Genomic DNA, 22693 nt, shown 5'->3' on the forward strand with positions numbered 1-22693 from the left:
TCTCTCCTTATTCTATATTTGTATATACAGCTTGAACATCATCATCATCATCAAGTTTATCAAGAAGTTTTTCTATATCTAAAAGTTGTTCTTCGCTAAAAGCTATAGGATTATTTGGGATATACTCAAGTCCTGCTTTTTTAAGAGTTAAACCTTTAGCTTCTATAGCAGTACTTAACTCTCCAAAAGAGGTGTAATCTCCACTGATTACTAATTCTTCATCATTTTGTTCAAGTTCTTCAAGTCCAGAATCTATTAAATCAAGTTCAAGTTCTTCCAAATCACCACTAAATTTTTCAAGATGAAATACTGCTTTTCTAGAAAACATAAAACCTAAAGACCCATTTTGTAAAATTTCTCCACCATTTTTGCTAAAAATTGCTTTAACATTTGCAACCGTTCTAGTAGGATTATCACTCATACATTCAACTATAACTAAAGCCCCGTGAGGAGCTTTGCCTTCATAGTGGATATTTTTAATATCAGCGCTATCTTTACCGCTCGCTCTTTTAATTGCTGCATCAATATTATCTTTTGGCATATTATTGGCTTTTGCTGTAGCAATAGCACTTCTTAATTTAGGATTCATATCAGGATCTATTCCACCTTCTTTTGCGGCAACTTGTATTGCTTTTGCTAACTTAGGAAAAAGTTTGCTCATTTTATCCCATCTTGCTTCTTTTGAAGCTCTGCGGTATTCAAATGCTCGTCCCATAATTCTCGCTTTCTTATATTTTTTTAAAGATAAAAGTATAAACTAATATCTCTAAATTTGTTTTTAAAAGGTTAAGAATGATCCGCAAGGCTAAAAAAGAAGAGGCAAGAAAAGTTATAATTTTATTAGCAAAAGCTATGGATGATATGATATATCATTTAAGCGGTTGTAATGATTATGATCAAGCCATTAATACGCTTTGTAAATTTTATGAGAAAGAAAATAATCGTTTAAGCTATAAAAATATTTATATATATGAGCTAAATAAAGAAATTTTAGCAGCACTTTGTTGCTATGATGGAGCCTTAGCTGATGAACTTGATAAACCTTTAAATGAGATTTTAAATCCTTTAAATAAAAAGGTCTTAAAAGAATGTGAAAATGAATTTTATCTTGATAGTATAAGCGTAGAAGAAAAAGCAAGAGGCAGGGGTATAGCTAAAGAACTTATAGGATACGCTTATAAGAAAGCTTTAGAAAAAAATAAAAAACTTTCTTTAATTGTTGAAGAACATAATAAAAAGGCAAAAAGTCTTTATGAAAAAATGGGTTTTAAGACTATAAAAGTTAAAACTTTATATGGTCATATTTATAATTATATGGAAAAATAAGGAGAAAAATGAAAGAATATCTTTTACATAAACCACTATTAAAAACGAATTTTTGTTCCCACTCACATGATCATGCTCACGAGCACAATCACTCTCATTTTGATGCAAGAAATACAGATAAAAAAATTTTAATGATTTCTTTGTTTATGACAGGTTCTATGATGATTGTGCAATTTATCTATTCATTGCTTTCAAATTCTTTAGCACTTTTAAGCGATACTTTGCATATGTTTTCTGATGTTTTTGCTTTATTTCTTAGTTATATAGCTATCATTGCTGTTCAAAATTTTAAAAACAAGCAAAAAACATTTGGATATTTTAGACTTGAAATTTTAGTAGCATTTATTAATGCTTTAAGTATTATTTTTTCAGCAATTTTTATTATATATGAAGCTATAAATAAACTTTTAAATCCAGTAGAAATTGATGCAAAAACTATGATTATAGTAGCATTTATTGGACTTTTGGTCAATGCGATTAATGGTTTTATGATGTTTAAATACGCAAATTTGGATAATATCAATATGAAATCAGCTTTTTTGCATATGCTAAGTGATTTATTTGGGTCTTTATGTGTTGTAATCGGTGGAATTATAGTTTATTTTACAGGGATTGTTTATATTGATACGATTTTGGCTATAATATTATCTTTATTGCTTTTAAAATGGTCTATTTCCTTATTAAAACAAAGTATTAATATTTTGCTTGAAAGCTCTCCTGTAGATATAAAAGATGTTGAAACAACTTTATTAGAATATAATGAAATTTTAGAAGTGGTAGATTTGCATATTATAGAAATTACAAATGAAATGTTTGTTGCTTTTATGCATTTAAAACTTTCTATAAATAATTTAGATGAATTTGAAGAAATTTATAAAAAAATATCTAAAATTCTTTTAGAAAAATTTAAAATAGGACATATTACTATACAACCATTAAGGAGTTAAAATGAAATTTAAAGTTGCTAATATCAATTGTCAAAATTGTGCAAATTTAATTAAAAATTCTTTAGAGGATGAATTTGGAAAAATAGAAGTTGATTTAAATGTTACACCAAGAGTTGTTGCAGTTAATATCAATAAAGAAAAAATAGAAGATTTTAAAAAAGAAATGAAAGATTTAGGTTTTGAGATTTTAGAGGAGCTTTAATGCAGGAATTAAAAATCAAAATAGGAAAAATGACTTGCGTTAATTGTGCTAATTCTATTGAAAAGATAAGTAAAAAAATCGAAGGCATTAAAGATGCAAGTATTTCTTATGTAAATTCAAGTGGTGTTTTTCTGATTGAAAATGAAAAAGTAAAAAATGAACTTTTTAAAAAAATAAAAAATTTAGGATATGAAATTTTAGATGAAGAACAAGATTTAGAGAAATATAAACTTAAGCAATTTTCCAAAATGAAACTTAATTTCTTTTTAAGTGCAATTTTGAGTATTTTGATTATGTATTTTGAAATGTTTGTAAAGAATTCTTTTTCTAAAGATATGCAATTGTTAATTAGTATTTTTGCTATTTTTTATTGCGGGAGAGTTTTTTTTATCAATGCCATTAAAGGATTAAAATATAAAAATTTAGATATGAATACTTTAGTAGCTTTGGGTTCTTTTATGGCATTTGTGTATTCTTTGCTCGTATATTTTAAGATTTTTGAAAAAGATGAACATCTGTATTTTAGTGGTGCAAGCATGATTATAAGTTTTGTTTTGTTTGGAAAACTTTTAGAAGAATATGTAAAATTTAAAGCTCAAGATTATCAAAAAAAAATTAATAGTCTCAGTATAAAAAAAGCTAAAATTTTAATTAATGATGAACTTAAAGAAATTCCAAGTTCTTTTGTTAAAGTTGATGATATTCTTATAGTAAAAGAAGGTGAAAGTATAGTTGCTGATGGTGTAGTTATAGAAGGTAAAGCTGAGCTTGATACAAGTTTTTTAACGGGAGAATTTTTACCAGTTTTAAAACAAAAAGATAGCATAGTTAGTGCAGGAAGTATTGTTTTAAATGGTTTTTTAAAAATTAGGGTAAGCAAAAAGGCTATGGATAGCACTTTAGAACAAATTAAAGATCTTATTTTTAAAGCAGGCAATATTAAAACACCTATTGCGACTTTAGTTGATAAAATTTCAGCTTATTTTGTGGGTTTTATTATAATTATCGCAAGTATAGTTTTTATTTTTTGGAGTTTAAAATCAGGTTTTAATGAAGCTTTTTTATATGCTTGTGCTGTTATTTTAATCTCTTGTCCTTGTGCTTTAGGACTTGCAACACCTATTGCTATAGTGGTAGCTTTAGCAAATGCTGCTAAAAAATCTATTTTGATTAAAAATCCTAGTGCTTTAGAGAATTTAAATCAAATTAAAGAGATAGTTTTTGATAAAACAGGCACCTTAACTGAAGATAAACTTAAAATTTATAAGCATAATCTTAGTGAAGAAAATTTCAATTTACTTGCACAAATAGAAAGTTTTAGTTCTCATCCTATAGCAAAAGCTATTTCTAAAAATTTAAATTTAAACACTTGCTTAAAAGGTGAAGTTAAAATGCATATTGGAAAAGGTTTAGAGTATCAAGGAGAAGATGCTATTTATTTCGCAGGAAATGAAGAATTTTTACAAGAAAAGGGCGTTGATATATCTAAAACTAAAGAATTTTTTGAAAAATTTTTAGATAAAGCACCTGTTTATGTGTATTTTGCTAAAGATAAAGAATGTTTAGGCGGAGTGTGTTTAAGCAACACTTTAAAACAGGAGGCAAAAGAACTTATATTATCTTTAAAACAGAAAAAAATTCATAGCATTATTTTAAGTGGGGATAATGAAAAAAGTGTTAAACAAATAGCTAAAGAATTAAGCATTGACGAATTTTATGCAAGTTTAAAACCAGATGAAAAGCTTAATTTTATACAAAAAAAACAAAACAAAAATCCTATAGTTTTTGTTGGAGATGGTATAAATGATGCTCCATCTTTAAATTTAGCGGATATTGGCATTAGTTTTGCTAAAGCAAATGATTTGGCAAAAGAATCAGGAGATTTTATTTTAATAAAAGATGATTTAAGATTAATTGATTATTGTTTTAAAATTTCTTATAAAACTAGAAATATAATCAAACTTAATCTTTTTTGGGCCTTTTTTTATAATTCTCTTTGTATTCCTATAGCAGCTGGTTTTGTGCCTTATATCACTTTAAACCCTCATCTTGCAGCTCTTGCTATGTGCTTTAGTTCTATAGCTGTTGTTTTAAACTCTTTAAGATTAAAAAATATTTAGCTTTAAGGCTAAATATAAATTTTATTATTTTTTATTTTTGAGAAAATTTAAATAATATAAGAGATTTTTTTATTGTAAAATATAAATTAATTCTCTATTTTAGGTTCTCCAAAACAATCTCTTAAAGCATTTTTAGTATCCTCTAAAGGATCAAATTTTTTAGCGTCTTTTTTAAATTCATCAAATTGCGAATTAATATCTATTTTTTTATTTTGTGAATTTGATAAATCTTGAGTAATAGGTTGAAGCTTGCTCTCATCTATAAAAATTTCTTTTTGTACAGAAATCTTAGCATTTGCTCCAAATTTAGTTTTAAAAAGCTCTTGTATAAGTTTAAAACCCTTATTAAGCTTATCTCTATCTTCTCCTTGTGCGTTTGAAGTAATGGCTAAAATTTCATTTTCATAATTTATAAATTTCGTATTTTTTTTAAAGCATTCTCCAAGATCATAATCTCTATCATAGATAAGATCGGTTAATATTTCATAAGGGTTTTTATGATTGTTGTCTTGTTCTATAGAGCTTTTATTTTCTTGCATGGAACTTGTTAAGTAATTATTTTCTTCTTTTTTATTATCAATTTTAAATTCATTAATTTTTTCATCAATTTCTTTTAAATAGCTTGCTTCCATCATCATAAAAGCCATAACACAAAGTGTAAATCCATCATCATCACTAGTTATACTTTTAGCACGTGAGAGTATCCTAAAGAATCTTTCATAAATTAAAGTAGAAAATTCAGTGCTTTTTGAAAAAAAACTTTCCTTAAGATAAAAAAGCATTTCATCAATAACATTTGAGGCTTCATAATCTTGAAATTCTTTTAAAAATTCAAAAACTTTTCCTTCATCTTTTTTCAAAATGCTATTATAAAATTCTTTTATTTTTAAAGGATCCAAAAGACCTAGCATATCAGTAATTTTAGTAACACTGATATTATTTTCACAAAAGATAATAGCTTGATCAAGTAAAGTTAAAGTATCTCTCAAAGAACCATTACCACTTCTTGCTATAAATTTTAAAGCTTCATCTTCGTAATTTACATTTTCCTTCATAAGAATTTCTTTAAGATGATTAAAGATATCATTTTGAGAAATTTGTTTAAAGCGAAAATGTTGAGTTCTTGAAAGAACAGTTGCTGGTAATTTTAAAGGATCCGTTGTTGCTAAAATAAATTTTATATAGCTTGGAGGTTCTTCTAGGGTTTTTAGTAGTGCATTTGCAGCTTGAGAAGTAAGCATATGAACTTCATCGATAATGAAAATCTTAAACCTTGCCATTGACGGGGTGTATTTAGTTTGTTCAATTAAAGCTTGAATATCTTCTAAGCCACGATTGCTTGCTGCATCCATTTCTATAATATCAATATGCTTACCCTCAAGTGCAGCTAGACATTGTTTGCAATTTCCACAAGGATTTGAACTTGGCCCTTGATCACAAACTAAAGCACGCGAAAAAATTCTTGCACTTGAAGTTTTTCCACTTCCACGCAAGCCAGAAAATAGATAAGCGTGAGCAAGTCTTTGATTGTCAAGTGCGTATTTTAAACTAGTGCTAACAGTTTTTTGCCCTATAAGTTCATCAAAAGTTTTTGGTCTATATTTAATAGCTAAAGCTTGAAGCATTTTTCTCTCTTTATAAAACCTTTTTTTGCTATCATATTATGTATTATTTTTTGATTTATAATAAAATTTTGTTTCTTTTTTAAAGCTAAAAATTTATAATTTATTTTAATATTAAATAAAAAAATAAGATAGGCATATAATAAATACATATTTGACTTAAAAAATACCTATTTTTTTCATTACTTGTTTTTCTTTTAAACTATTCATTCATTATAGATAAAAGTTCAATGTTGTTTTTTGTTTTTAACATTTTAGAATATAAAAATTTAAGAGCTTCAATATCATCCATTTGTGAAATAGCGGAACGAATAGCCCAAATTTTTTGTAAATCACTTGGATTTTGTAGTAATTCTTCTTTTCTTGTTCCTGATTTTATAATATTAATTGCTGGATAAATTCTTCTATCTGAAATATTTCTATCTAATACAATTTCACTATTTCCTGTTCCTTTAAATTCTTCAAAAATTACATCATCCATTCTTGAACCCGTATCGATTAAAGCAGTAGCTACTATAGTTAAAGATCCTCCTTTTTCTATATTTCTAGCTGCTCCAAAAAAACGTTTTGGTTTATGTAAAGCATTGGCATCAACTCCTCCGCTTAAAACTTTTCCTGAGCTAGGAGTAGCAGTATTGTAAGCTCTTGCAAGTCTTGTAATGCTATCAAGTAAAATGATCACATCCTTACCCATTTCAACCATTCTTTTAGCTTTTTCTATCACAAGTTCAGCTACGCGTACGTGATTATAAGCAGGTAAATCAAAAGTAGAGCTAAAAACTTCTCCTTTTACGCATCTTTGCATATCAGTTACTTCTTCAGGTCTTTCATCAACTAGTAAAACAATTAAATGCATATCGGGATGATTTTTAGCAATAGCTGCTGCTAATTCTTTCATAAGTTCTGTTTTACCTGTTCTAGGGGGTGCTACTATAAGTCCGCGTTGTCCTTTTCCTATTGGGGTAAAAAGATCTAAAACACGCCCTGTTAATTTCATACTATCGTATTCTAATTTTATTTTTTCTGTTGGAAAAATAGGAGTAAGATTATCAAAAAGAGGTCTTTCTTTAGCCTCTTGTAAAGGCATATAGTTTATAGCTTCAATTTTTAATAAAGCATAATACTTTTCTTGATCTTTAGGTTCTCTTACCTGTCCTGTAACTATATCTCCAACACGAAGAGCGAATTTGCGAATTTGCGAATTTGAAACATAAGCATCATTAACACTATCACTTAGATCTCCATCCATTCCACGTAAAAAACCATAACCTTCAGAAGATATTTCTAAAATACCTGTAAAAAGAATAAAACCACCTTTTTTGGTTTGTGCTTTTAAAATTTCAAACATAAGTTCTTGACGACGAAATTCGCGTGGATTTTCTATTTCGCATTCATTGGCTATTTTAACAAGACTTTCAAGATCAAGTAGTTTTAGATCTTCAATTTTATATCCTTCTACAGGAATATGCGTTCTTTGATGCTGTTTTTTTTCTTTTTCCATAAGCCCTCGTAGATTTTAAGAAGAATTTTTGTAAAGCATGATTTTAATAAAAAAATATACTTTTTGTCAAATTTGTTTATAATAACAAAACTAAATTTTATGAAAGAATAGCTATGAAATGTGCACATTGTAGATTAAATTTTCAAGAAAATCAAATGATAAAAAAAAACGATCTCTTTTTTTGCTGCAAAGGTTGTCAAAGTGTTTATGAAATTTTATATGAGAATAGTTTAGATGAATTTTATAAAAAATTAGGAGATAAAACTTTAAAACCAGTTTCAAATCAAAATGGCTTTAAAAGTTATGATGAATTTATTAATAAAACCAAAGAAGGTTTTAGCGAGGTTTATCTTATATTATATGGAATAGAATGTGCAGCTTGCATTTGGCTTAATGAAAAAATTTTAATTAAGCAACAAGGAATTTTAGAACTTGATATTAATCATTTTACTCATAAGGCTAGAATTGTTTTTGATCAAGATATTATTAATTTAAAAGATATTTTAAATTTAATAGAAAGTATAGGTTATAAAGCAAGTGCTTACGATCCTACTAAAACAGAACAAAAAGCAAATTTAATAAAGAGGGAATTTTATTCTAAACTTATTGTGGCTATTGCTTGTGTTATGAATATTATGTGGATAGCTATAGCAAAATATGCAGGATTTTTTACAGGAATGGATAAGGATATAAAAGATATTTTAAATTTTGCTGAGTTTATTCTTTGTTTTCCTGTTCTTTTTTATACAGGTTCAAGTTTTTATCAAAATGCTTTTAGAGCAATTAAAAATAAAAAAGTTAATATGGATACTTTAGTAATTAGTGGAGCAAGTTTAGCTTTTTTGTATTCATTGTGGGCTATGTTTTTTAGAGTGGGCGAGGTTTATTTTGATTCTGTTGCTATGATTGTTTGTTTTGTTTTTATTGGGAAATATCTTCAAGTATTGAGTAAAAAAATAGCCTTAGATACTATAGATGGTTTAAATGCATTTTTGAAAAATGAAGTTTTAGTTTTTAATGGTAAAGAGTTTAAACCAAAATCAGCCAATGAGGTTAAACTTAATGATATTATTTTGCTTAGAAGCGGTGATAAAATTTTAATTGATGGTGTTTGCATTAGAGGTGAAGCAAGTCTTGATACTTCTTCTTTAAATGGTGAAAATACTCCTTTGCTAATAAGACAAAATGATGAGTTAAATTCTGCTTGTATAGTGCTTGATGGTAGCATAGAATATAGAGCAACTAAACTTTATAAAGATTCTAAGCTCGCAATTATTATAAAACTTCTTGAATTAGCTAGTACTAAAAAGGCTAAACTTGAAAGCTTAGTGTCTAAAATTTCTGGATATTTTTCACCTGTTATTTTGTTTTTTTCTTTTGCTTGTTTTTGTTTTTGGTTTTTTTTAAAAGATACTAATATAGAGTTAAGCCTTGTAAATGCTATATCAGTTTTAATTATAGCTTGCCCTTGTGCTTTGGCTTTAGCAACTCCTGTTAGCACACTTGTTGCTTTAGGAAAATCTTTAAAAGATCATATTATTTTTAAACATTCTAGCACTATTGAAGATCTTAGTAAAATTAATATGGCTGTTTTTGATAAAACAGGAACTTTAACAAATAATGAATTAAAAATTAGTAATTTTTATTTAGATGATAAAATAGATAAAGAGGAATTTTATAGCTTTATAAAGCTTTCTAATCATCCTGTATCAAAAAGTATTGCTAAATTTTTTGAAGCTCAAGGTATTGTTTATAAAAAATTAGATTTTAAAGAACTTTTTAATATCCAAGCAAGAGGATTAAAAGCAAATTTGAATAATGATTTATTTTTAGGAGGAAATTATTATTTTTTAAGAGAAAATGGTATTGAAGTTAAAGAGTTTCAAAATACTCATTTTATTTTTGCTAAAAATCAAAAAATATTTGCTTATTTTGAATTTGAAAATATTTTAAGAGAAGGGACTAAAGAACTTATAGCTTATTTATATGATCATAAGATTGAAACGATGATATTAAGTGGAGATAATTATTATGCAGTGGAAAAAATCGCCAAAGAGCTTAAAATAACTAATTACAAAGCTTCTTGTTTGCCTGAAGATAAAATGAAAGTTATTGAAAATTTAAATCAAAAATATAAAGTTTTATTTGTTGGAGATGGTATTAACGATGCTTTAGCATTAAAAAATGCTAGTGTTTCTATTGCTTTAAAACAAGGAAGTGATTTAGCAATTCAAAGCAGTGATGTGCTTTTATTAAAAAATGATTTATTTTCCTTAATAAAAGTCTTAAAGCTTTCTAAAAATACCTATAAAATTATAAAACAAAATCTATTTTTTTCTTTATTTTATAATGCTTTAACTATTCCTTTGGCTTTTTTAGGGCTTATTAATCCTTTAATCGCAGCACTTTCTATGTCTTTTAGTAGTATAATAGTTATATTAAATGCTTTAAGGATTAAATAATGAGTAATGTAATAACAATAATGATAGGAGTCTCTTTGCTAACCTTTTTTATAATTCTTGCCACTTTTTTATGGGCAATAAAAAATAAACAATTTGACGATGAATATAAATTTATTACTTTAAACGATGATGAAGAAGCTTTAAACGATATAATAAATTTACAAAAAAGAAAAGAAGAAGCTTTAAGAAAGCAAAAAAAGCTTTCTTAAAAAATTATGCAGATTATTTTAAAGTATCAATATATTTATCAATAGCTTCAAGATCAGCTTCACTTAAACCTTTTAATTGAAGCTTCATAATAGCACCTTGTCCAAATTTATTTCTTGTTCCTGCTTGATATTCTTTTAAAGCTTGTGATCTTTCCTCATAGCTTAAAGATGTAAGAGCTGGAACTTTTCCTAAGTAAACTTTATCAGCTTTTGCTCCGTGACAAACAGCACATTTTTTAAAGAGTGTAGCACCATCAGCTGCATAAGCAGAAACCCCAAGACACACTAAAGTAGAAATTGCTAGCAATTTTTTCATTTTAACTCCTTGTTATTTTAGGTAAGGAATATTATATCTTTAATTTTTAATAAATTTCTTAAAGATTTTATAAAATAAATGTTTATTTTAAAAAAGCTATATTATAATGCTTTTTATGAAAAGAAAAGCGTTGTTTTTAGATAGAGATGGTGTTATTAATGTAGATAAAAAATATGTTTATAAGATAGAAGATTTTGAATTTTATAATGAAATTTTTGATCTTTGTAAGTATTTTTTTTTAAAGGATTATTTAATTTTTATAATAACTAATCAATCAGGTATTGCAAGGGGTTATTATAAGGAAGAAGATTTTTCAAAGCTTTGTAATTTTGTTTTAGAGGAATTCATTAAGCAAGATATAAAAATTTCAAAAATATATTATTGTCCACATTTGGAAAATTGTGAATGTAGAAAACCAAAACCAGGTATGCTTTTAAAAGCTAAAGATGAATTTGATATAGATATGGAAAATTCCATTTTTATAGGAGATAATCTTAGCGATATGCAAGCGGGAGTAAATGCAGGAGTTAAAAATTTATTTCTTGTAAATGAACATATATTAAAACAAGATTATTTTAAAAGTTTTTTTTCTTTAAAAGAACTTTTAAATTTTTTAAAACAAAATTTCTAAGGATAAATTAATGAAAATAGTTATTACAGGTGGAGCAGGATTTATTGGTTCAGCATTGGCCCTTTTTTTACAAGAAAATCACGAAGTTTTAATTATAGATAAAATGAGAAGTAATGCTGTTTTTGAAAATGGAAATTTAGAATGTTTGGGACATTTTAAAAATTTGTTAGGTTTTAAGGGCGAGTTATATGTCACAGATATAAATGAAGAAAAAACTTTAAAAATAATAAAAGATTTTAAACCAGAAGTTATATTTCATAAAGCAGCTATTTCTGATACTACAATTTATGATCAAAATAAGGTTTTAAGTGTAAATTTAAATACTTTTAAAGAATTTATAAAACTTAGTATTGAACTTAATGCAAAACTAATTTATGCAAGTTCTGCTTCTGTTTATGGTGATGCTCCTAGTCCTCAGATTGTAGGAGTTAATGAAAATCCTAAGAATCCTTATGCTTTTTCAAAACTTATGATGGATAATTTAGCACAAAAATACTACAATAAAGCTCATTTAATAGGACTTAGGTACTTCAATGTTTATGGAAAAGGTGAATTTTATAAAGGTAAAACTTCTTCTATGATTATACAATTTGCTCATCAAATTTTAGCAGGGAAAAATCCTTGTTTATTTGAAGGAAGTGATAAAATTTATAGAGATTTTGTTTATATAAAAGATTGTTTGGAAGCTAATATTAAAGCTATAGAAGCAAAAAATGGGGTTTATAATGTAGGTAGCGGAAAAGCAAGAACTTTTCAAGATATTGTAGATATATTACAAAAAGAACTAAATACAAATTTATCTTGCAAATATATTAAAAATCCTTATGAAAAATTTTATCAATTTCATACACAAGCAAAATTAGATGAAAATTTTGCCTATTGTCCAAAGTATAGTCTTGAAGAAGGTATAAAAGATTATTTGCCAGAAATTTTAAGACTATTTGAAAAGGAAGTAAATGTTTAATTTTTTAGCAAAACAAAAGCCTAAAATTCTTGTCATAGGTGATTTTATGGTAGATTGTTATATTTGGTGCAATAGTACACGTATTAGTCCTGAAGCACCTGTTATGATAATGAAATCTAATGAACAAGAAAAACGTTTAGGCGGTGGTGCTAATGTTTATGCAAATTTAAAAGCTTTAGGAGCAGATGTTTTTGCGCTTGGCGTTGTTGGAGATGATGAAAATGGAATTTTCTTAAAAGAAAAATTAAATTCTTGTTTTTTAGTGCAAAAAGGGCGCAAAACTTCTCTTAAAAGTCGTATTATTGCTCATAATCAACAAGTTTTAAGATTAGATGATGAAGATGATGAAGATATTAAACTTGAGCAAGAATTAATCACAGAATTTAAAAAAATTTTTAGGAATTTTAATGCTATTTTACTCAGTGATTATGCAAAAGGAGTTTTAACTCCAAAAATTTGTCAAAATATTATTCAAAGTGCAAATGAATTTAATATACCTGTTTTAGTGGATCCTAAAGGAGATGATTTTAGTAAGTATAAGGGTGCTACTTTATTAACTCCAAATAAGCAAGAGGCTTTAAAAGCTTTAAAAATTAATAATTTAGAAGGAGAAAATCTTCAATATGGTATAGAGAAACTTAAAAATGATTTTAATTTAAAATATTCTATTATCACTCTTTCTGAAGATGGTATAGCACTTTTTGATGAAAAATTGCATATTATTCCTGCTAAAGCATTAGAGGTTTATGATGTAACGGGAGCAGGGGATAGTGTAATTGCAACTTTAGCCTTTTCTTTAGCTTGTAATATACCTATTTTAAAAGCTTGTGAATTAGCTAATGAAGCTGCAGCTGTAGTTGTAGGAAAAATAGGAAGTGTGAGTGTTAGCTTAGATGAGATTAAAAATTTTAATAAAAACAATTTTGAAAATAAGATAAAAAGCAAAGAAGAACTTTTAAAGATACTTAAAATGAAAAATAAAAAAATAGTTTTTACTAATGGCTGTTTTGATATAGTGCATTTTGGACATATTAAGTATCTAGAAAAAGCTAAAAAATTAGGTGATATTTTAATCGTTGGATTAAATTCTGACGCGAGTGTAAAAAGACTTAAAGGTAAAAATCGTCCTATAAATTCAGAATTTCATAGAGCTTGTATGTTAGCAGCTTTTTATTTTGTAGATTTTGTTGTGATTTTTGATGAGGATACACCTTTAGAATTGATATCATTTTTAAAGCCTGATGTTTTAGTTAAGGGGGCTGATTATCAAAATAAAGAAGTTATAGGAGAAAAATTAGTTTCAAAAGTTGAGTTAATTGATTTTGAAGAAGGTTTTAGCACAAGCAATATAATAAATAAAATCAACAATCAAGCTTTAAATTAGTATGCAAAAGCTCTTCTAAAACAGTTGTAGCATAAGATCCTTTTTGAAGAAAAAATTCTAAAACAATATGAGCTTTTTCTTCATTGTAATGAAATTTTGCATTTTCCATATAACTCCACATAAAACGTCTAGATCCTTGCAATTGCTGTTTAAATTCTAAAAGTTCTTTGAAAATTTCATCTTCTAATTCTTTAACAAAACCTAAGCTTTCAAAAGCTTTTTTACCTACTAATAAACCTAAAGCAGAAATATCTCTTTTTAAAAATCTTTCCTGCTCTTGAATTAAATCTTCGCAAATAAAGCATTTTCCATAAGGATAATGTCCCAGTACATCTCCTTTTAAAATTTTAAAAAAATTTTTTTGTTTTTTAAGAATTTGCAATTCTTTTTTACTTAAAGGATAAAGTTGCATTAATTCTTTAATATTAAAATCTTTAATAAAATGAGAGAATTCTATTCTTTTGCTAAGATAACGATTGAAAAATTCACTTTGAAGAGCTGAAATTAAAAAATTTTTAAGTTTTGGATTTTTTACTTTTTTGCCTTTTAAAATTTCAATTCCTTCTAAATAATTATCTCCAAATTTTCCAAAGCGTTGATAACCAAAATAATTTGCAAAACCTTGTGAATTTAGTGTAGTAAAAACTTCTTTGAGTTTTAAAGCATTGCTAGGAGAAACTTTTTTTAAACGTATAAAAAAAGAATTACCTTTTAAATGACCTATTTTTAATTTATTATGATGAGTGAAATATTCTAAAATTTTTAATTTTGGATGAGAAAAATTATTAAAGCGTTCTTGAAATTTTTTAAGTACAGAAACATATTGAAAAGTAAAGCCTTGTTTATCCTTAAGGCCTGCGTAGCCGAAATCTCTTATTTTAATCCCGCTTGTTTCACTTAAAATTTGCAAAGCCTCATTTGTGCTTAAATCTTTTTTGCAAATGTGCATAATTAAATGTTCGCCTTGATTGGAAAATTCATAAAGAGGTTTTTCTCTTACAACAAAATCATCGCTATTTTTACTAAAATAAACATTAATTGCACTATGTTTTAAACTATAAAGAGGTTTAAAAGTGGTGTTCTTTTCCAATAAATTCATATTTTCCTTTCACAGCTTTACCAAAAATATTAAGCTTTACTTTATGTTTTTTAGCGCTTTGTTTTATAAAGTTTTCATCTTTTGGATTAAAGGCAAATAAAATTTCATACTCTTCTCCACTATATAACTCATAAAAATTAAGATTTTTATACCAAGAAATTCCTAGATTATTGATCTTAAGCAAGCGTGATAAATCTTTGCTTAATCCATCTGAAATATCCATAGCACAACTAAGCTTTTGAGCAATTTCATAAAAAAAATCTTTTCTTATTTTAGGCTTAATAAAGCGATGATTAGGGCTTAATTTTTTACCTTGTTTTAAAAGTTCTAAGCCTTTTAAGCTTTGGCCTAAATTTCCACTAAAGGCTATCAAATCCCCTAATTTTAAACCTTTTCTTAAAACAGGTTTTTTATAAATTTTAGAAATAAGAGTAATGCTTATATCAATTTTATGATTGCTTATTGTATCGCCACCTATAATTTTTATATTAAATTTTTTAGCAGTATTTAAAAATCCTTTTTGCAAAGCTTTAATTTCAATATCACTTAAATTTTTTGGTAAAGCAAGTCCTAAAAGAGCATATTTTGGTTTAGCATTCATTACTATAGCATCAGAAATATTTACAAGCATAGCTTTGCTAGCAATTTGCTCTAGACTCATCCAAGATCTTTTAAAATGAATATCTTCAAAAAATAAATCTTTACTAAAACACCAATTATCAATTATAGCGCCATCATCACCATTTATAGAATTTAAAAAGGCTTTGATGATAAATTGCTCTTTATCCATAAAATTATTTTATAAAATTTCATTTTAAATAACACTTTGTTTTATAGATATTTTTAAGAAATTTTTATATAATTTAAAAAAGGAAATTAAAATGAAAGATTTAGAACTTAGAATTTTTAGATTTGACAATAGACAAGATTATGAGGCATATTATAAACCTTATGTTTATAATAATTATGAAAATTTTGCTTCTCTTTATGATTTGCTTTTACAAGTTAATGATGATGATATATATTTTGAATTTGAAAAAAATGAGAATGCTTTTGTATTAATTAACAATAAACCTTTTAGATTGAACACTTCTTTAAGTCAAATTTTACAAGATGAAGGTTATGAGCTAAAGATAGAACCATTAAGCACCAAAAGGGCTATAAAAGATCTTATTATTAATAAAGATGATTTTTATGATCGTTTTAAGCTCATTTCACATTTAGTTAGTGAAGAGGATAAAAAAATTTATGAAAAATATGATTATTTGTATTATACAAGTAAAATTTTAAAGTATTTACCTAATTATCTTGGAGATTCTTTTTTTTATTTTGTAGGTCAAATGATAGAAAAATATCCTAATAAAAAAGAAAATTTTTTAAAAATTATTAAAGATGAAAGCAGGGGAATTTTCTATCATATAAAAACTAAAAATTTACTTTTGGAACAGACAATTGATTTTTTAAAACAAGAAATTTTAAAAGCAAAACTTTTTAATGAAACTTTATTAAATGATAAAAATCCAATTTTAGAATCTTTTCGTAATGAATTCAAAGAACCAAGCGATATTAAATATAATTTTAAAGATTTTAATATAGGGCTATTTACGCGTAAGGATATTAAATTTAGTGATAAACTTGAGGCAAAATTTGTATCCTTTTTAGGTAGTGAAAAAAGTACAGGTTTTGAATTTTTAAATTTAGATGAAAAGCTTTCTTATAGAATGGCAGCAGATATTATACTTCAAGCTTATGATGCTGGTTGTGATTTTTTAATAGTTGATACTCCAAGTGATTTTTATATGCTTGATTCTTGTTCTAAGAAGTTAATGCAAATAAGTGGTAGAGAATTTGATGATTTTTATATTTTAAGTCATTATGAATTTTTTGCTCTTATGGCTGGTATTAAGATGGAATCTTTGAAAAACCATTCTTTACAGGTTACTTTAATATGAAAATTTCTCTTGAATGTAAAGATCTTATTATAGAAAAAGCTTTAGAGCTTTTTTTAAAAGATTATTTGGTTATGAAAAAAGATTGTGATTTTATTATTTGCGATGAAAAAATTCCAAGTTCTAAACCTCTGTTTATCATTAGCGAGAATTCTCCTTTTTTAACTATCCCTTTTAGTAAAGAGGAGCTTTTTGCTTCTTTAAAAGAATTTGATGAGGCATTAAAACTTGCAGCACAAAAAATTGCAGATGAACAAAGAAGAATTTTAGAAGCTAAAATTGATTCAATAGCTAATGAATTTAAAAAAAGTTATCAATTAGAAATTGATAAATCTATTATAAATTTAAAAAATAAGTTAATCCAAGTTTTAAATGATGGATAGTATTTATTTAAAAAAAGGAAATTTCAAAATAAAAAATTCTAAAAAACTTTATACTCTCATTGAGAGTGGTAAATTTAAAGGTAAAAAAATTCTTTTACCAAGTTTTGATACTACAAGAAGTACAAAAAGCATAGTAAAAGCTTGTGTATTTAATGTTTTAAGAGATATTTTAAGAGAAAAAATTTTTATAGAAGTTTTTGGAGGAAGTGCCTTAATGGCTGCTGAAGCCTTAAGCAATGAAGCTTTAAAAGCTTATGCTATAGAACTTGATAATAAAGCTTATCAAATAGCTTTACAAAATGCTAAAAATATAAGCAATGAAATGATAATTTTGCAAGGTGATAGTTTTAAAATTTTACCGCGCTTGGTTTGTGATTTAAATAAGGAAGAATTAATACTTTATTTTGATCCTCCTTTTAATATCAGAGATGGTTTTGATGGAATTTATGAAAAAGTTTATAAATTAATTGAAAACTTAAATGACTTAAATATTATTTATATTGTAATTGAGCATTATTCTTTAATTAAAACTCCACAAAATTTAGGTATTTTTGATTTAAGAAAAGTGAAGAAATTTGGTTCTACAAGCCTTAGTTTTTATCAGAAAAATTAAAAATTTTTTACATTATTGTTTAATTTAAATATTTTTTATAATTATAAAATTTTTGTATTTAAAATTATCAAAGTTGTTATTTTTAAAAAATTGAGCAAAGTTTTAAATCTTAATAATCTTTAATTATTAGTTTGTTTATTTAATTTTTAAGAAATATATTATAATTTTAAAAACTTAAAAAGGATTTGATGTGTTTAAAATAATTATTTTTTTAATTTTTTTTAGTTTAAGTTTTTTAAATGCTTTTAATCAAAATCAAAGCCCTATAAATATTGATAAAAATTTGACCAAAAGAACATACAATGCTTTAGATATTATTTATAATGGTGGAATTAAAAATATTGTTAATAATAAAAATATGTTAAAAATTTATACTTTAAATTCAAATAAAGTACTTTTTAATAATTTAGAATTTACTTTGAAAGAATTTCATTTTCATACTCCCTCTGAAAATGCTATAAATAATATTAAATATCCCTTAGAACTTCATTTTGTGCATAAAAATTCTTTAAATCAAATTTTAGTTATAGGAGTTTTATTTAAAGAGGGAAAAGAAAATTTAACTTTAAAACAAATTTTAAAAAATGTAAAAGAGACTAAAAAGAATCAAAAATTAGATTTAAAAACTTTATTGCCTAAAAATAAATCTTATTTTAATTTTGAAGGTTCTTTAACAACCAAACCTTATACAGAAGGCGTAGAATGGATAGTTATGGAGCATCCTTTAGAATTATCAAAAGCTCAAGTTTTAGAATTTCAAAAATTATTAAAAAATAATGCAAGAGCTTTACAAACTTTAAATAATAGAATAATTAAATATTATAAAGAATGATTTTTTTACTGATCAGCTAATCAATAGTTTATAAAATTTTATTTATTGATTGCTTAATCTATTTTACTAAATATAAAACTTGGAACACTTCTTGCTTTTTGTATAGTAAGTTATAGATTAAAGGAATAATCAATGAGAGTTTTGGCACTTTTTTTACTCTTTATCGCTAGTGCTTTTGCGGTTCAAATTAAGGATATTGCTAATACCGTTGGAGTAAGAGATAATCAACTTATAGGTTATGGTTTGGTTGTTGGACTTAATGGGAGTGGAGATGGAACAAGTTCTAAATTTACTCTTCAATCTGTTTCAAATCTTTTGCAAGGTATGAATATAAAAGTTGATCCAAATAATATTAAATCAAAAAATATAGCAGCAGTTATGGTAACTGCTAAGCTTCCTGCTTTTGCAAAAAGTGGAGATAAACTTGATGTAACTGTCTCATCGTTAGGAGATGCTAAATCCTTGCAAGGTGGAACTCTTTTACTCACGGCTTTAAGAGGAATTGATGGAGAAATTTATGCTATAGCACAAGGTTCTTTATCTGTAGGTGGTTTAGCTCCAAGACCTGGAGCAGCAGGATCTCATTCTACTGCTGCTACAGTTATAGGTGGAGCTAATGTTGAAAGAGAAATTCCTCAAAATTTTAATGAAAGTAATAATTTAACTCTAAGCTTAAAAACAGCAGATTTTAAAACAGCTAATGATATAGAAAGAGTTTTAAATACTGTTTTTGAAGAAAATGTTGCAAAAGCTGTTGATTCAAGAACGATAAAATTAAATAAACCTGAAGATCTTTCTAATGTAGAATTTATGGCTAAAGTTTTAGAACAAGATATTTCTTATACTCCGCAAAATAAAGTTATAATTGATGAAAGAACTGGAACTGTTATTGCAGGGGTTGATGTAGAAGTTGAACCTATTTTAATCACTCATAAAGATATTACCATTAAAATTGATCCTAATAATACTACACCTTTAGCTGGTAATGAGATTGATATGAAGGATGGGGGAATTGTTGATCCAAATTCTAATACTTTAAGGATTAATAGTTCAAAAACAACTGTAGCAAATATAGCAAGAATGCTTAATAAATTGGGTGCTAGTCCAAATGATATTATAGCTATTATGGAAAATTTGAAAAGAGCAGGTGCTATTAATGCTGATTTGGAGATTATATAATGAAAATTGATAATTTCTTAAATACTTATAATATGTCAGGTCAAATTTATGATTTAAAAAAACCTTTTGAGGCTAGAGTAAAAGATAACGAAGTTATTGCAAAAACACCACAAGATCAAGCCTTAAAAGAGCAAACAGATGCTTTTGAAGCTTTTTTGGTTAAGTCTGTTCTTGATATTTCGCTAAAAAACCAAAATTCACTTTTTGGAAAAGATGCAAGTGATGAGATATATTCATCAATGTATAATGATGCTATGAGCAAGGCTTTAAGTGGCGGACTCGGATTTTCTAAATTATTATATGATTTTTTAAAAGAAAGGAGTTAATTTTTTTTAGATTTATCCGATATGCCTTATAGGAAATTGTAAAATCCATTTTAACAAGGAAGGCAAAAATGATAAATCCAGTAAAACAAGGTTATCTTAGTAGTATTGCTACCATAGATACAAATAAATCAGATAAAAAAATAAAATTAGATAATACTCAAAAAACAGAAAATGAAAAAGTTGCTAAAATTGCTGAGCAAATTAAAAATGGAGAATATAAAATCGATTTAAAAGCTACAGCAAGTGCTATTGCAGATTCTTTAATCTAGCTTTTTTCTCTTCTTTTTTTGAGTAAAAAAGGAGAGAAAAATGATAAAAAAACATTTAGATAAAGTTAATACGATTTTAGAGAAGTTAATTTCTCTAACTACTGAAGATATAGAAAATATTAAAGTTGCTAAACATGAAAGCGTTTCTTTAAGCGTGGAAGAAAAAAATAAGCTAATAATAGAATTTAATCAAGCTAAAAAAGAATTAGATCAAGCTCTTATTACCCTTAATAATAGTTCTACGGCAGGATTATCTCAAATGCTTGATGAAGAAGATAAACAAAAACTTGATCAACTTAAAAATAATCTTCAAGCTCTTTATGCAAAAAATAAAGAATATGCAAAATTTGTTTTAATTGTTAAAGATTTTTTAGATGGTTTGCTTAATAAAATGTTTGATGCAAATAATGGAACAAATAATGCTTATGGAGATAAAAAAACTACACCAGAATCATTTTTTAAAATAAATGTTTAAAGGGTTATATAATGGGTATTTTTTCTACGCTTCATACAGGGGTAACAGGTTTAAAAGCAAGTGAAGTTCAAATTGCTACAACAAGTAATAATATTTCAAATGCTAATAGCACTTTTTACACACGTCAAAGAGTTGTTCAAACAACCAATGGATTTTATACAACAGGAGGAGTACAGGTTGGCACTGGAACGAGTGTTGATAGTATTATTCGCTTGCATGATGAATATTCTTATTACAAACTAAAAAATGCTTCAACGCAACTTGAATATACAAAATATTTAGGAGATACATTAAAAGAAGTATCTCAGAGATTTCCAGATTTACAATCAACTGGAATTTTAAAAGATTTGGAAAATTATAATAAAGCTTGGAATGATTTTGCTTCAAACCCAAACGAGAATGCAACAAAAGTAGCTCTTGTTAAAGCTACTCAAACTTTAACAGAAAGTTTAAATAATACTTTTGCTACTTTGGGAAAAATGCAACAAAAAGTCAATGATGATATAAAATCAACAGTTGATGAGATCAATCGTATTGGTGAAGAAATTGCAACAATTAATAAACAAATTTATGGACAAGAAGCCTTAACTACAGAGCATGCCAATGAATTAAGAGATAGAAGAGATGAGTTAGAACTAACTCTTTCGAAATTAGTAGATAGTGTTGCTTCCAAAAATCCTATCAATCAAGACAATCGTTTTGATCAAACAGTTACAGATCCTGGACATCAATATAACCTTAGCATAGAAGGTTTTACTATAGTAGATGGAATAAATTTTCATCCTTTAAAACTTGATTATGATGATAAAAATAAATCTTATAGTATTTATTATGAAACCGCAGATGAGAAAATTCGTGATTTAACTGGAAAGATTAAAGGAGGTCAACTTGGAGCACAACTTGATCTTCGTGGTAGAGATTATAATAAACTAGAAGGAAAATATGAAAATGGGATTCTTCAAGGTTATATGGACTCTTTAGATACTTTTGCTAAGACTTTAATCAATGAAACAAATAATTTATATGCGAGTTCTGCAAAAAATTCAATGACTTCTGATTATATTAGCGGTTTGCAATCTAATATACCTTTAATGAATTATGATAGAACCATACAGCCTGGAAGTTTTGATATTGTTATTTATGATGAAAAAGGAGATAAAAAAGCTACAAAAACTATTACCATAGATGTTAATACTACTATGGAAGATTTGATAAAGCAAATAAATTTTAATTCTGATGATAATGGTGATCATAACAGTCAAAACGATGTAGATGATTATATTAATGCAAGTTTTAGCTATGATCCAAAAAGTGATAGTGGATTGTTTCAAATCAATGCAAAATCAGGGTTTAAGGTAGCTATTGAAGATAAAGGGACAAATTTCGCAGGAGCTTTTAGTATAGGAGGGTTTTTTAGTGGAAATAATGCTGGGAATATTTCTGTTAAAGATAGTATTTTAAATGATCCTAGTACTTTAAGAGCAAGTTTAAGTGGTGTTGATAGTGGTAATGACATGGCGAATAAAATTATACAGCTTCAATACGATAAAGTAAATTTTTATAATGATGATGGGACTATTGATAAACTAACTTTAGAAGAATATTATAGAAAATTTACAGGTAAAATTGCAAGTGATGGAGAAAATAATGAAGTTGTTCTTGCAAGTAATACTACCTTATATAATTCTGTTTATACAGAATATCAGTCAAAATGTGGTGTAAATACCAACGAAGAATTAGCAGCTTTAATACAATATCAATCAAGTTATGGAGCAGCAGCAAAAATCGTTAGTACTGTTGATCAGATGCTTGATACTTTATTAGGACTTAAATCTTAAATATTAATTTTGAAATTTGACTTTTTATTTTTTGTCAAATTTCTTT

General features: G+C 26.2%; 24 protein-coding genes. 18 read left to right on the forward strand and 6 right to left on the reverse strand.

What is annotated here, in order from left to right:
• Nucleotides 1-7 precede the first annotated feature (7 nt).
• Complete coding sequence (locus GQV94_RS03585) at nucleotides 8-715, reverse strand: YebC/PmpR family DNA-binding transcriptional regulator (protein WP_200169590.1); 708 nt, start codon at nucleotides 713-715, stop codon at nucleotides 8-10.
• 77 nt (nucleotides 716-792) lie between these two features.
• On the opposite strand from GQV94_RS03585, the gene GQV94_RS03590 reads away from it, so the two are divergent.
• From GQV94_RS03590 to GQV94_RS03605, 4 genes are read left to right on the forward strand one after another with little or no spacing between them, the layout of a single operon-like run.
• Nucleotides 793-1326, forward strand: a complete 534-nt coding sequence (locus GQV94_RS03590; protein ID WP_200169591.1) for a GNAT family N-acetyltransferase — start codon at nucleotides 793-795, stop codon at nucleotides 1324-1326.
• Between the two features lie 8 nt (nucleotides 1327-1334).
• The gene (locus GQV94_RS03595) at nucleotides 1335-2273 is read left to right on the forward strand and encodes a cation diffusion facilitator family transporter (RefSeq protein WP_200169592.1); all 939 of its coding nucleotides are present in this window, start codon (nucleotides 1335-1337) and stop codon (nucleotides 2271-2273) included.
• 1 nt (nucleotide 2274) lies between these two features.
• Nucleotides 2275-2475, forward strand: a complete 201-nt coding sequence (locus tag GQV94_RS03600) for a heavy-metal-associated domain-containing protein (protein ID WP_200169593.1) — start codon at nucleotides 2275-2277, stop codon at nucleotides 2473-2475.
• The gene (locus tag GQV94_RS03605; protein ID WP_200169595.1) at nucleotides 2475-4595 is read left to right on the forward strand and encodes a heavy metal translocating P-type ATPase; all 2121 of its coding nucleotides are present in this window, start codon (nucleotides 2475-2477) and stop codon (nucleotides 4593-4595) included. Before GQV94_RS03600 ends, GQV94_RS03605 begins: the two co-directional genes overlap by 1 nt.
• An 86-nt stretch (nucleotides 4596-4681) precedes the next feature.
• Here GQV94_RS03605 and GQV94_RS03610 read toward each other — a convergent pair whose 3' ends face one another.
• Together GQV94_RS03610 and rho are read right to left on the reverse strand one after the other, a co-directional pair.
• Nucleotides 4682-6220, reverse strand: a complete 1539-nt coding sequence (locus GQV94_RS03610) for a DNA polymerase III subunit gamma/tau (protein WP_200169597.1) — start codon at nucleotides 6218-6220, stop codon at nucleotides 4682-4684.
• Between the two features lie 199 nt (nucleotides 6221-6419).
• Nucleotides 6420-7718 carry a transcription termination factor Rho gene (rho, locus tag GQV94_RS03615; RefSeq protein ID WP_200169599.1) on the reverse strand — a complete coding sequence of 433 codons (1299 nt, stop codon included), beginning with the start codon at nucleotides 7716-7718 and terminating at the stop codon, nucleotides 6420-6422.
• A 113-nt stretch (nucleotides 7719-7831) separates the two neighbouring features.
• Between rho and GQV94_RS03620 the strand changes: the two genes are divergently transcribed.
• Nucleotides 7832-10180 carry a heavy metal translocating P-type ATPase gene (locus GQV94_RS03620; RefSeq protein WP_200169601.1) on the forward strand — a complete coding sequence of 783 codons (2349 nt, stop codon included), beginning with the start codon at nucleotides 7832-7834 and terminating at the stop codon, nucleotides 10178-10180.
• Complete coding sequence (ccoS, locus tag GQV94_RS03625; RefSeq protein ID WP_200169603.1) at nucleotides 10180-10389, forward strand: cbb3-type cytochrome oxidase assembly protein CcoS; 210 nt, start codon at nucleotides 10180-10182, stop codon at nucleotides 10387-10389. Before GQV94_RS03620 ends, ccoS begins: the two co-directional genes overlap by 1 nt.
• Nucleotides 10390-10402: 13 nt before the next feature.
• Here ccoS and GQV94_RS03630 read toward each other — a convergent pair whose 3' ends face one another.
• The gene (locus GQV94_RS03630; protein WP_200169605.1) at nucleotides 10403-10705 is read right to left on the reverse strand and encodes a c-type cytochrome; all 303 of its coding nucleotides are present in this window, start codon (nucleotides 10703-10705) and stop codon (nucleotides 10403-10405) included.
• Nucleotides 10706-10811: 106 nt separating this feature from the next.
• On the opposite strand from GQV94_RS03630, the gene GQV94_RS03635 reads away from it, so the two are divergent.
• Genes GQV94_RS03635 through rfaE1 form a run of 3 tightly spaced genes read left to right on the forward strand, consistent with a single transcriptional unit; the run spans nucleotide 10812 to nucleotide 13684 of the window.
• On the forward strand, nucleotides 10812-11336 hold the full coding sequence (locus GQV94_RS03635; protein WP_325099557.1) for a D-glycero-alpha-D-manno-heptose-1,7-bisphosphate 7-phosphatase: 525 nt from the start codon (nucleotides 10812-10814) through the stop codon (nucleotides 11334-11336).
• A gap of 10 nt (nucleotides 11337-11346) precedes the next feature.
• A complete protein-coding gene (rfaD, locus tag GQV94_RS03640; RefSeq protein ID WP_200169607.1) occupies nucleotides 11347-12300 on the forward strand; it encodes an ADP-glyceromanno-heptose 6-epimerase in 954 nt (317 codons plus the stop codon).
• On the forward strand, nucleotides 12293-13684 hold the full coding sequence (rfaE1, locus tag GQV94_RS03645; RefSeq protein WP_200169608.1) for a D-glycero-beta-D-manno-heptose-7-phosphate kinase: 1392 nt from the start codon (nucleotides 12293-12295) through the stop codon (nucleotides 13682-13684). Before rfaD ends, rfaE1 begins: the two co-directional genes overlap by 8 nt.
• Here rfaE1 and truD read toward each other — a convergent pair.
• Nucleotides 13662-14783: a tRNA pseudouridine(13) synthase TruD gene (gene truD, locus GQV94_RS03650; RefSeq protein ID WP_200169609.1), complete on the reverse strand. Its 1122-nt coding sequence runs from the start codon at nucleotides 14781-14783 to the stop codon at nucleotides 13662-13664. The genes rfaE1 and truD overlap by 23 nt on opposite strands.
• Nucleotides 14752-15573: a thiamine-phosphate kinase gene (locus GQV94_RS03655; protein ID WP_200169611.1), complete on the reverse strand. Its 822-nt coding sequence runs from the start codon at nucleotides 15571-15573 to the stop codon at nucleotides 14752-14754. The genes truD and GQV94_RS03655 overlap by 32 nt, the downstream gene beginning before the upstream one ends.
• A 91-nt stretch (nucleotides 15574-15664) precedes the next feature.
• On the opposite strand from GQV94_RS03655, the gene GQV94_RS03660 reads away from it, so the two are divergent.
• From GQV94_RS03660 to flgK, 9 genes are all read left to right on the forward strand, one after another.
• The gene (locus GQV94_RS03660; RefSeq protein ID WP_200169613.1) at nucleotides 15665-16735 is read left to right on the forward strand and encodes a DUF5644 domain-containing protein; all 1071 of its coding nucleotides are present in this window, start codon (nucleotides 15665-15667) and stop codon (nucleotides 16733-16735) included.
• Nucleotides 16732-17115, forward strand: coding sequence for an ornithine carbamoyltransferase (locus tag GQV94_RS03665; RefSeq protein WP_200169615.1), 384 nt, complete (start codon nucleotides 16732-16734; stop codon nucleotides 17113-17115). Before GQV94_RS03660 ends, GQV94_RS03665 begins: the two co-directional genes overlap by 4 nt.
• Entirely contained in the window at nucleotides 17105-17728 is a 624-nt protein-coding gene (locus GQV94_RS03670) for an RsmD family RNA methyltransferase (RefSeq protein WP_200169617.1), read from the forward strand. Before GQV94_RS03665 ends, GQV94_RS03670 begins: the two co-directional genes overlap by 11 nt.
• A 190-nt stretch (nucleotides 17729-17918) precedes the next feature.
• Nucleotides 17919-18560 (forward strand): carbonic anhydrase family protein, encoded by a 642-nt coding sequence (locus GQV94_RS03675; protein WP_200169619.1) that lies wholly within the window; start codon nucleotides 17919-17921, stop codon nucleotides 18558-18560.
• Between the two features lie 132 nt (nucleotides 18561-18692).
• Complete coding sequence (locus GQV94_RS03680) at nucleotides 18693-19739, forward strand: flagellar basal body P-ring protein FlgI (protein WP_200169621.1); 1047 nt, start codon at nucleotides 18693-18695, stop codon at nucleotides 19737-19739.
• A complete protein-coding gene (locus GQV94_RS03685; RefSeq protein ID WP_200169623.1) occupies nucleotides 19739-20065 on the forward strand; it encodes a rod-binding protein in 327 nt (108 codons plus the stop codon). Before GQV94_RS03680 ends, GQV94_RS03685 begins: the two co-directional genes overlap by 1 nt.
• 68 nt (nucleotides 20066-20133) lie before the next feature.
• The gene (locus tag GQV94_RS03690; RefSeq protein ID WP_200169625.1) at nucleotides 20134-20334 is read left to right on the forward strand and encodes a flagellar biosynthesis anti-sigma factor FlgM; all 201 of its coding nucleotides are present in this window, start codon (nucleotides 20134-20136) and stop codon (nucleotides 20332-20334) included.
• A gap of 40 nt (nucleotides 20335-20374) precedes the next feature.
• Nucleotides 20375-20809: a flagellar protein FlgN gene (locus GQV94_RS03695; RefSeq protein ID WP_200169628.1), complete on the forward strand. Its 435-nt coding sequence runs from the start codon at nucleotides 20375-20377 to the stop codon at nucleotides 20807-20809.
• A gap of 11 nt (nucleotides 20810-20820) precedes the next feature.
• A complete protein-coding gene (gene flgK / locus GQV94_RS03700) occupies nucleotides 20821-22647 on the forward strand; it encodes a flagellar hook-associated protein FlgK (protein WP_200169630.1) in 1827 nt (608 codons plus the stop codon).
• Nucleotides 22648-22693 lie beyond the last annotated feature (46 nt).

Source organism: Campylobacter sp. TTU_617, from assembly GCF_016599045.1.
GTDB lineage: Bacteria > Campylobacterota > Campylobacteria > Campylobacterales > Campylobacteraceae > Campylobacter_D.

What these genes read in the sequence shown, in the direction of transcription:
- GQV94_RS03630 (WP_200169605.1), bottom strand. Translation starts at nt 10,705, where the DNA reads ATGAAAAAATTGCTAGCAATTTCTACTTTAGTGTGTCTTGGGGTTTCT.
- rfaE1 (WP_200169608.1), top strand. Translation starts at nt 12,293, where the DNA reads ATGTTTAATTTTTTAGCAAAACAAAAGCCTAAAATTCTTGTCATAGGT.
- GQV94_RS03660 (WP_200169613.1), top strand. Translation starts at nt 15,665, where the DNA reads ATGAAAGATTTAGAACTTAGAATTTTTAGATTTGACAATAGACAAGAT.
- GQV94_RS03600 (WP_200169593.1), top strand. Translation starts at nt 2,275, where the DNA reads ATGAAATTTAAAGTTGCTAATATCAATTGTCAAAATTGTGCAAATTTA.
- GQV94_RS03605 (WP_200169595.1), top strand. Translation starts at nt 2,475, where the DNA reads ATGCAGGAATTAAAAATCAAAATAGGAAAAATGACTTGCGTTAATTGT.
- GQV94_RS03670 (WP_200169617.1), top strand. Translation starts at nt 17,105, where the DNA reads ATGATGGATAGTATTTATTTAAAAAAAGGAAATTTCAAAATAAAAAAT.
- GQV94_RS03610 (WP_200169597.1), bottom strand. Translation starts at nt 6,220, where the DNA reads ATGCTTCAAGCTTTAGCTATTAAATATAGACCAAAAACTTTTGATGAA.
- GQV94_RS03590 (WP_200169591.1), top strand. Translation starts at nt 793, where the DNA reads ATGATCCGCAAGGCTAAAAAAGAAGAGGCAAGAAAAGTTATAATTTTA.
- rho (WP_200169599.1), bottom strand. Translation starts at nt 7,718, where the DNA reads ATGGAAAAAGAAAAAAAACAGCATCAAAGAACGCATATTCCTGTAGAA.
- GQV94_RS03685 (WP_200169623.1), top strand. Translation starts at nt 19,739, where the DNA reads ATGAAAATTGATAATTTCTTAAATACTTATAATATGTCAGGTCAAATT.
- GQV94_RS03595 (WP_200169592.1), top strand. Translation starts at nt 1,335, where the DNA reads ATGAAAGAATATCTTTTACATAAACCACTATTAAAAACGAATTTTTGT.
- GQV94_RS03695 (WP_200169628.1), top strand. Translation starts at nt 20,375, where the DNA reads ATGATAAAAAAACATTTAGATAAAGTTAATACGATTTTAGAGAAGTTA.
- rfaD (WP_200169607.1), top strand. Translation starts at nt 11,347, where the DNA reads ATGAAAATAGTTATTACAGGTGGAGCAGGATTTATTGGTTCAGCATTG.
- flgK (WP_200169630.1), top strand. Translation starts at nt 20,821, where the DNA reads ATGGGTATTTTTTCTACGCTTCATACAGGGGTAACAGGTTTAAAAGCA.
- GQV94_RS03655 (WP_200169611.1), bottom strand. Translation starts at nt 15,573, where the DNA reads ATGGATAAAGAGCAATTTATCATCAAAGCCTTTTTAAATTCTATAAAT.
- ccoS (WP_200169603.1), top strand. Translation starts at nt 10,180, where the DNA reads ATGAGTAATGTAATAACAATAATGATAGGAGTCTCTTTGCTAACCTTT.
- GQV94_RS03680 (WP_200169621.1), top strand. Translation starts at nt 18,693, where the DNA reads ATGAGAGTTTTGGCACTTTTTTTACTCTTTATCGCTAGTGCTTTTGCG.
- GQV94_RS03585 (WP_200169590.1), bottom strand. Translation starts at nt 715, where the DNA reads ATGGGACGAGCATTTGAATACCGCAGAGCTTCAAAAGAAGCAAGATGG.
- GQV94_RS03635 (WP_325099557.1), top strand. Translation starts at nt 10,812, where the DNA reads ATGCTTTTTATGAAAAGAAAAGCGTTGTTTTTAGATAGAGATGGTGTT.
- GQV94_RS03665 (WP_200169615.1), top strand. Translation starts at nt 16,732, where the DNA reads ATGAAAATTTCTCTTGAATGTAAAGATCTTATTATAGAAAAAGCTTTA.
- GQV94_RS03690 (WP_200169625.1), top strand. Translation starts at nt 20,134, where the DNA reads ATGATAAATCCAGTAAAACAAGGTTATCTTAGTAGTATTGCTACCATA.
- truD (WP_200169609.1), bottom strand. Translation starts at nt 14,783, where the DNA reads ATGAATTTATTGGAAAAGAACACCACTTTTAAACCTCTTTATAGTTTA.
- GQV94_RS03620 (WP_200169601.1), top strand. Translation starts at nt 7,832, where the DNA reads ATGAAATGTGCACATTGTAGATTAAATTTTCAAGAAAATCAAATGATA.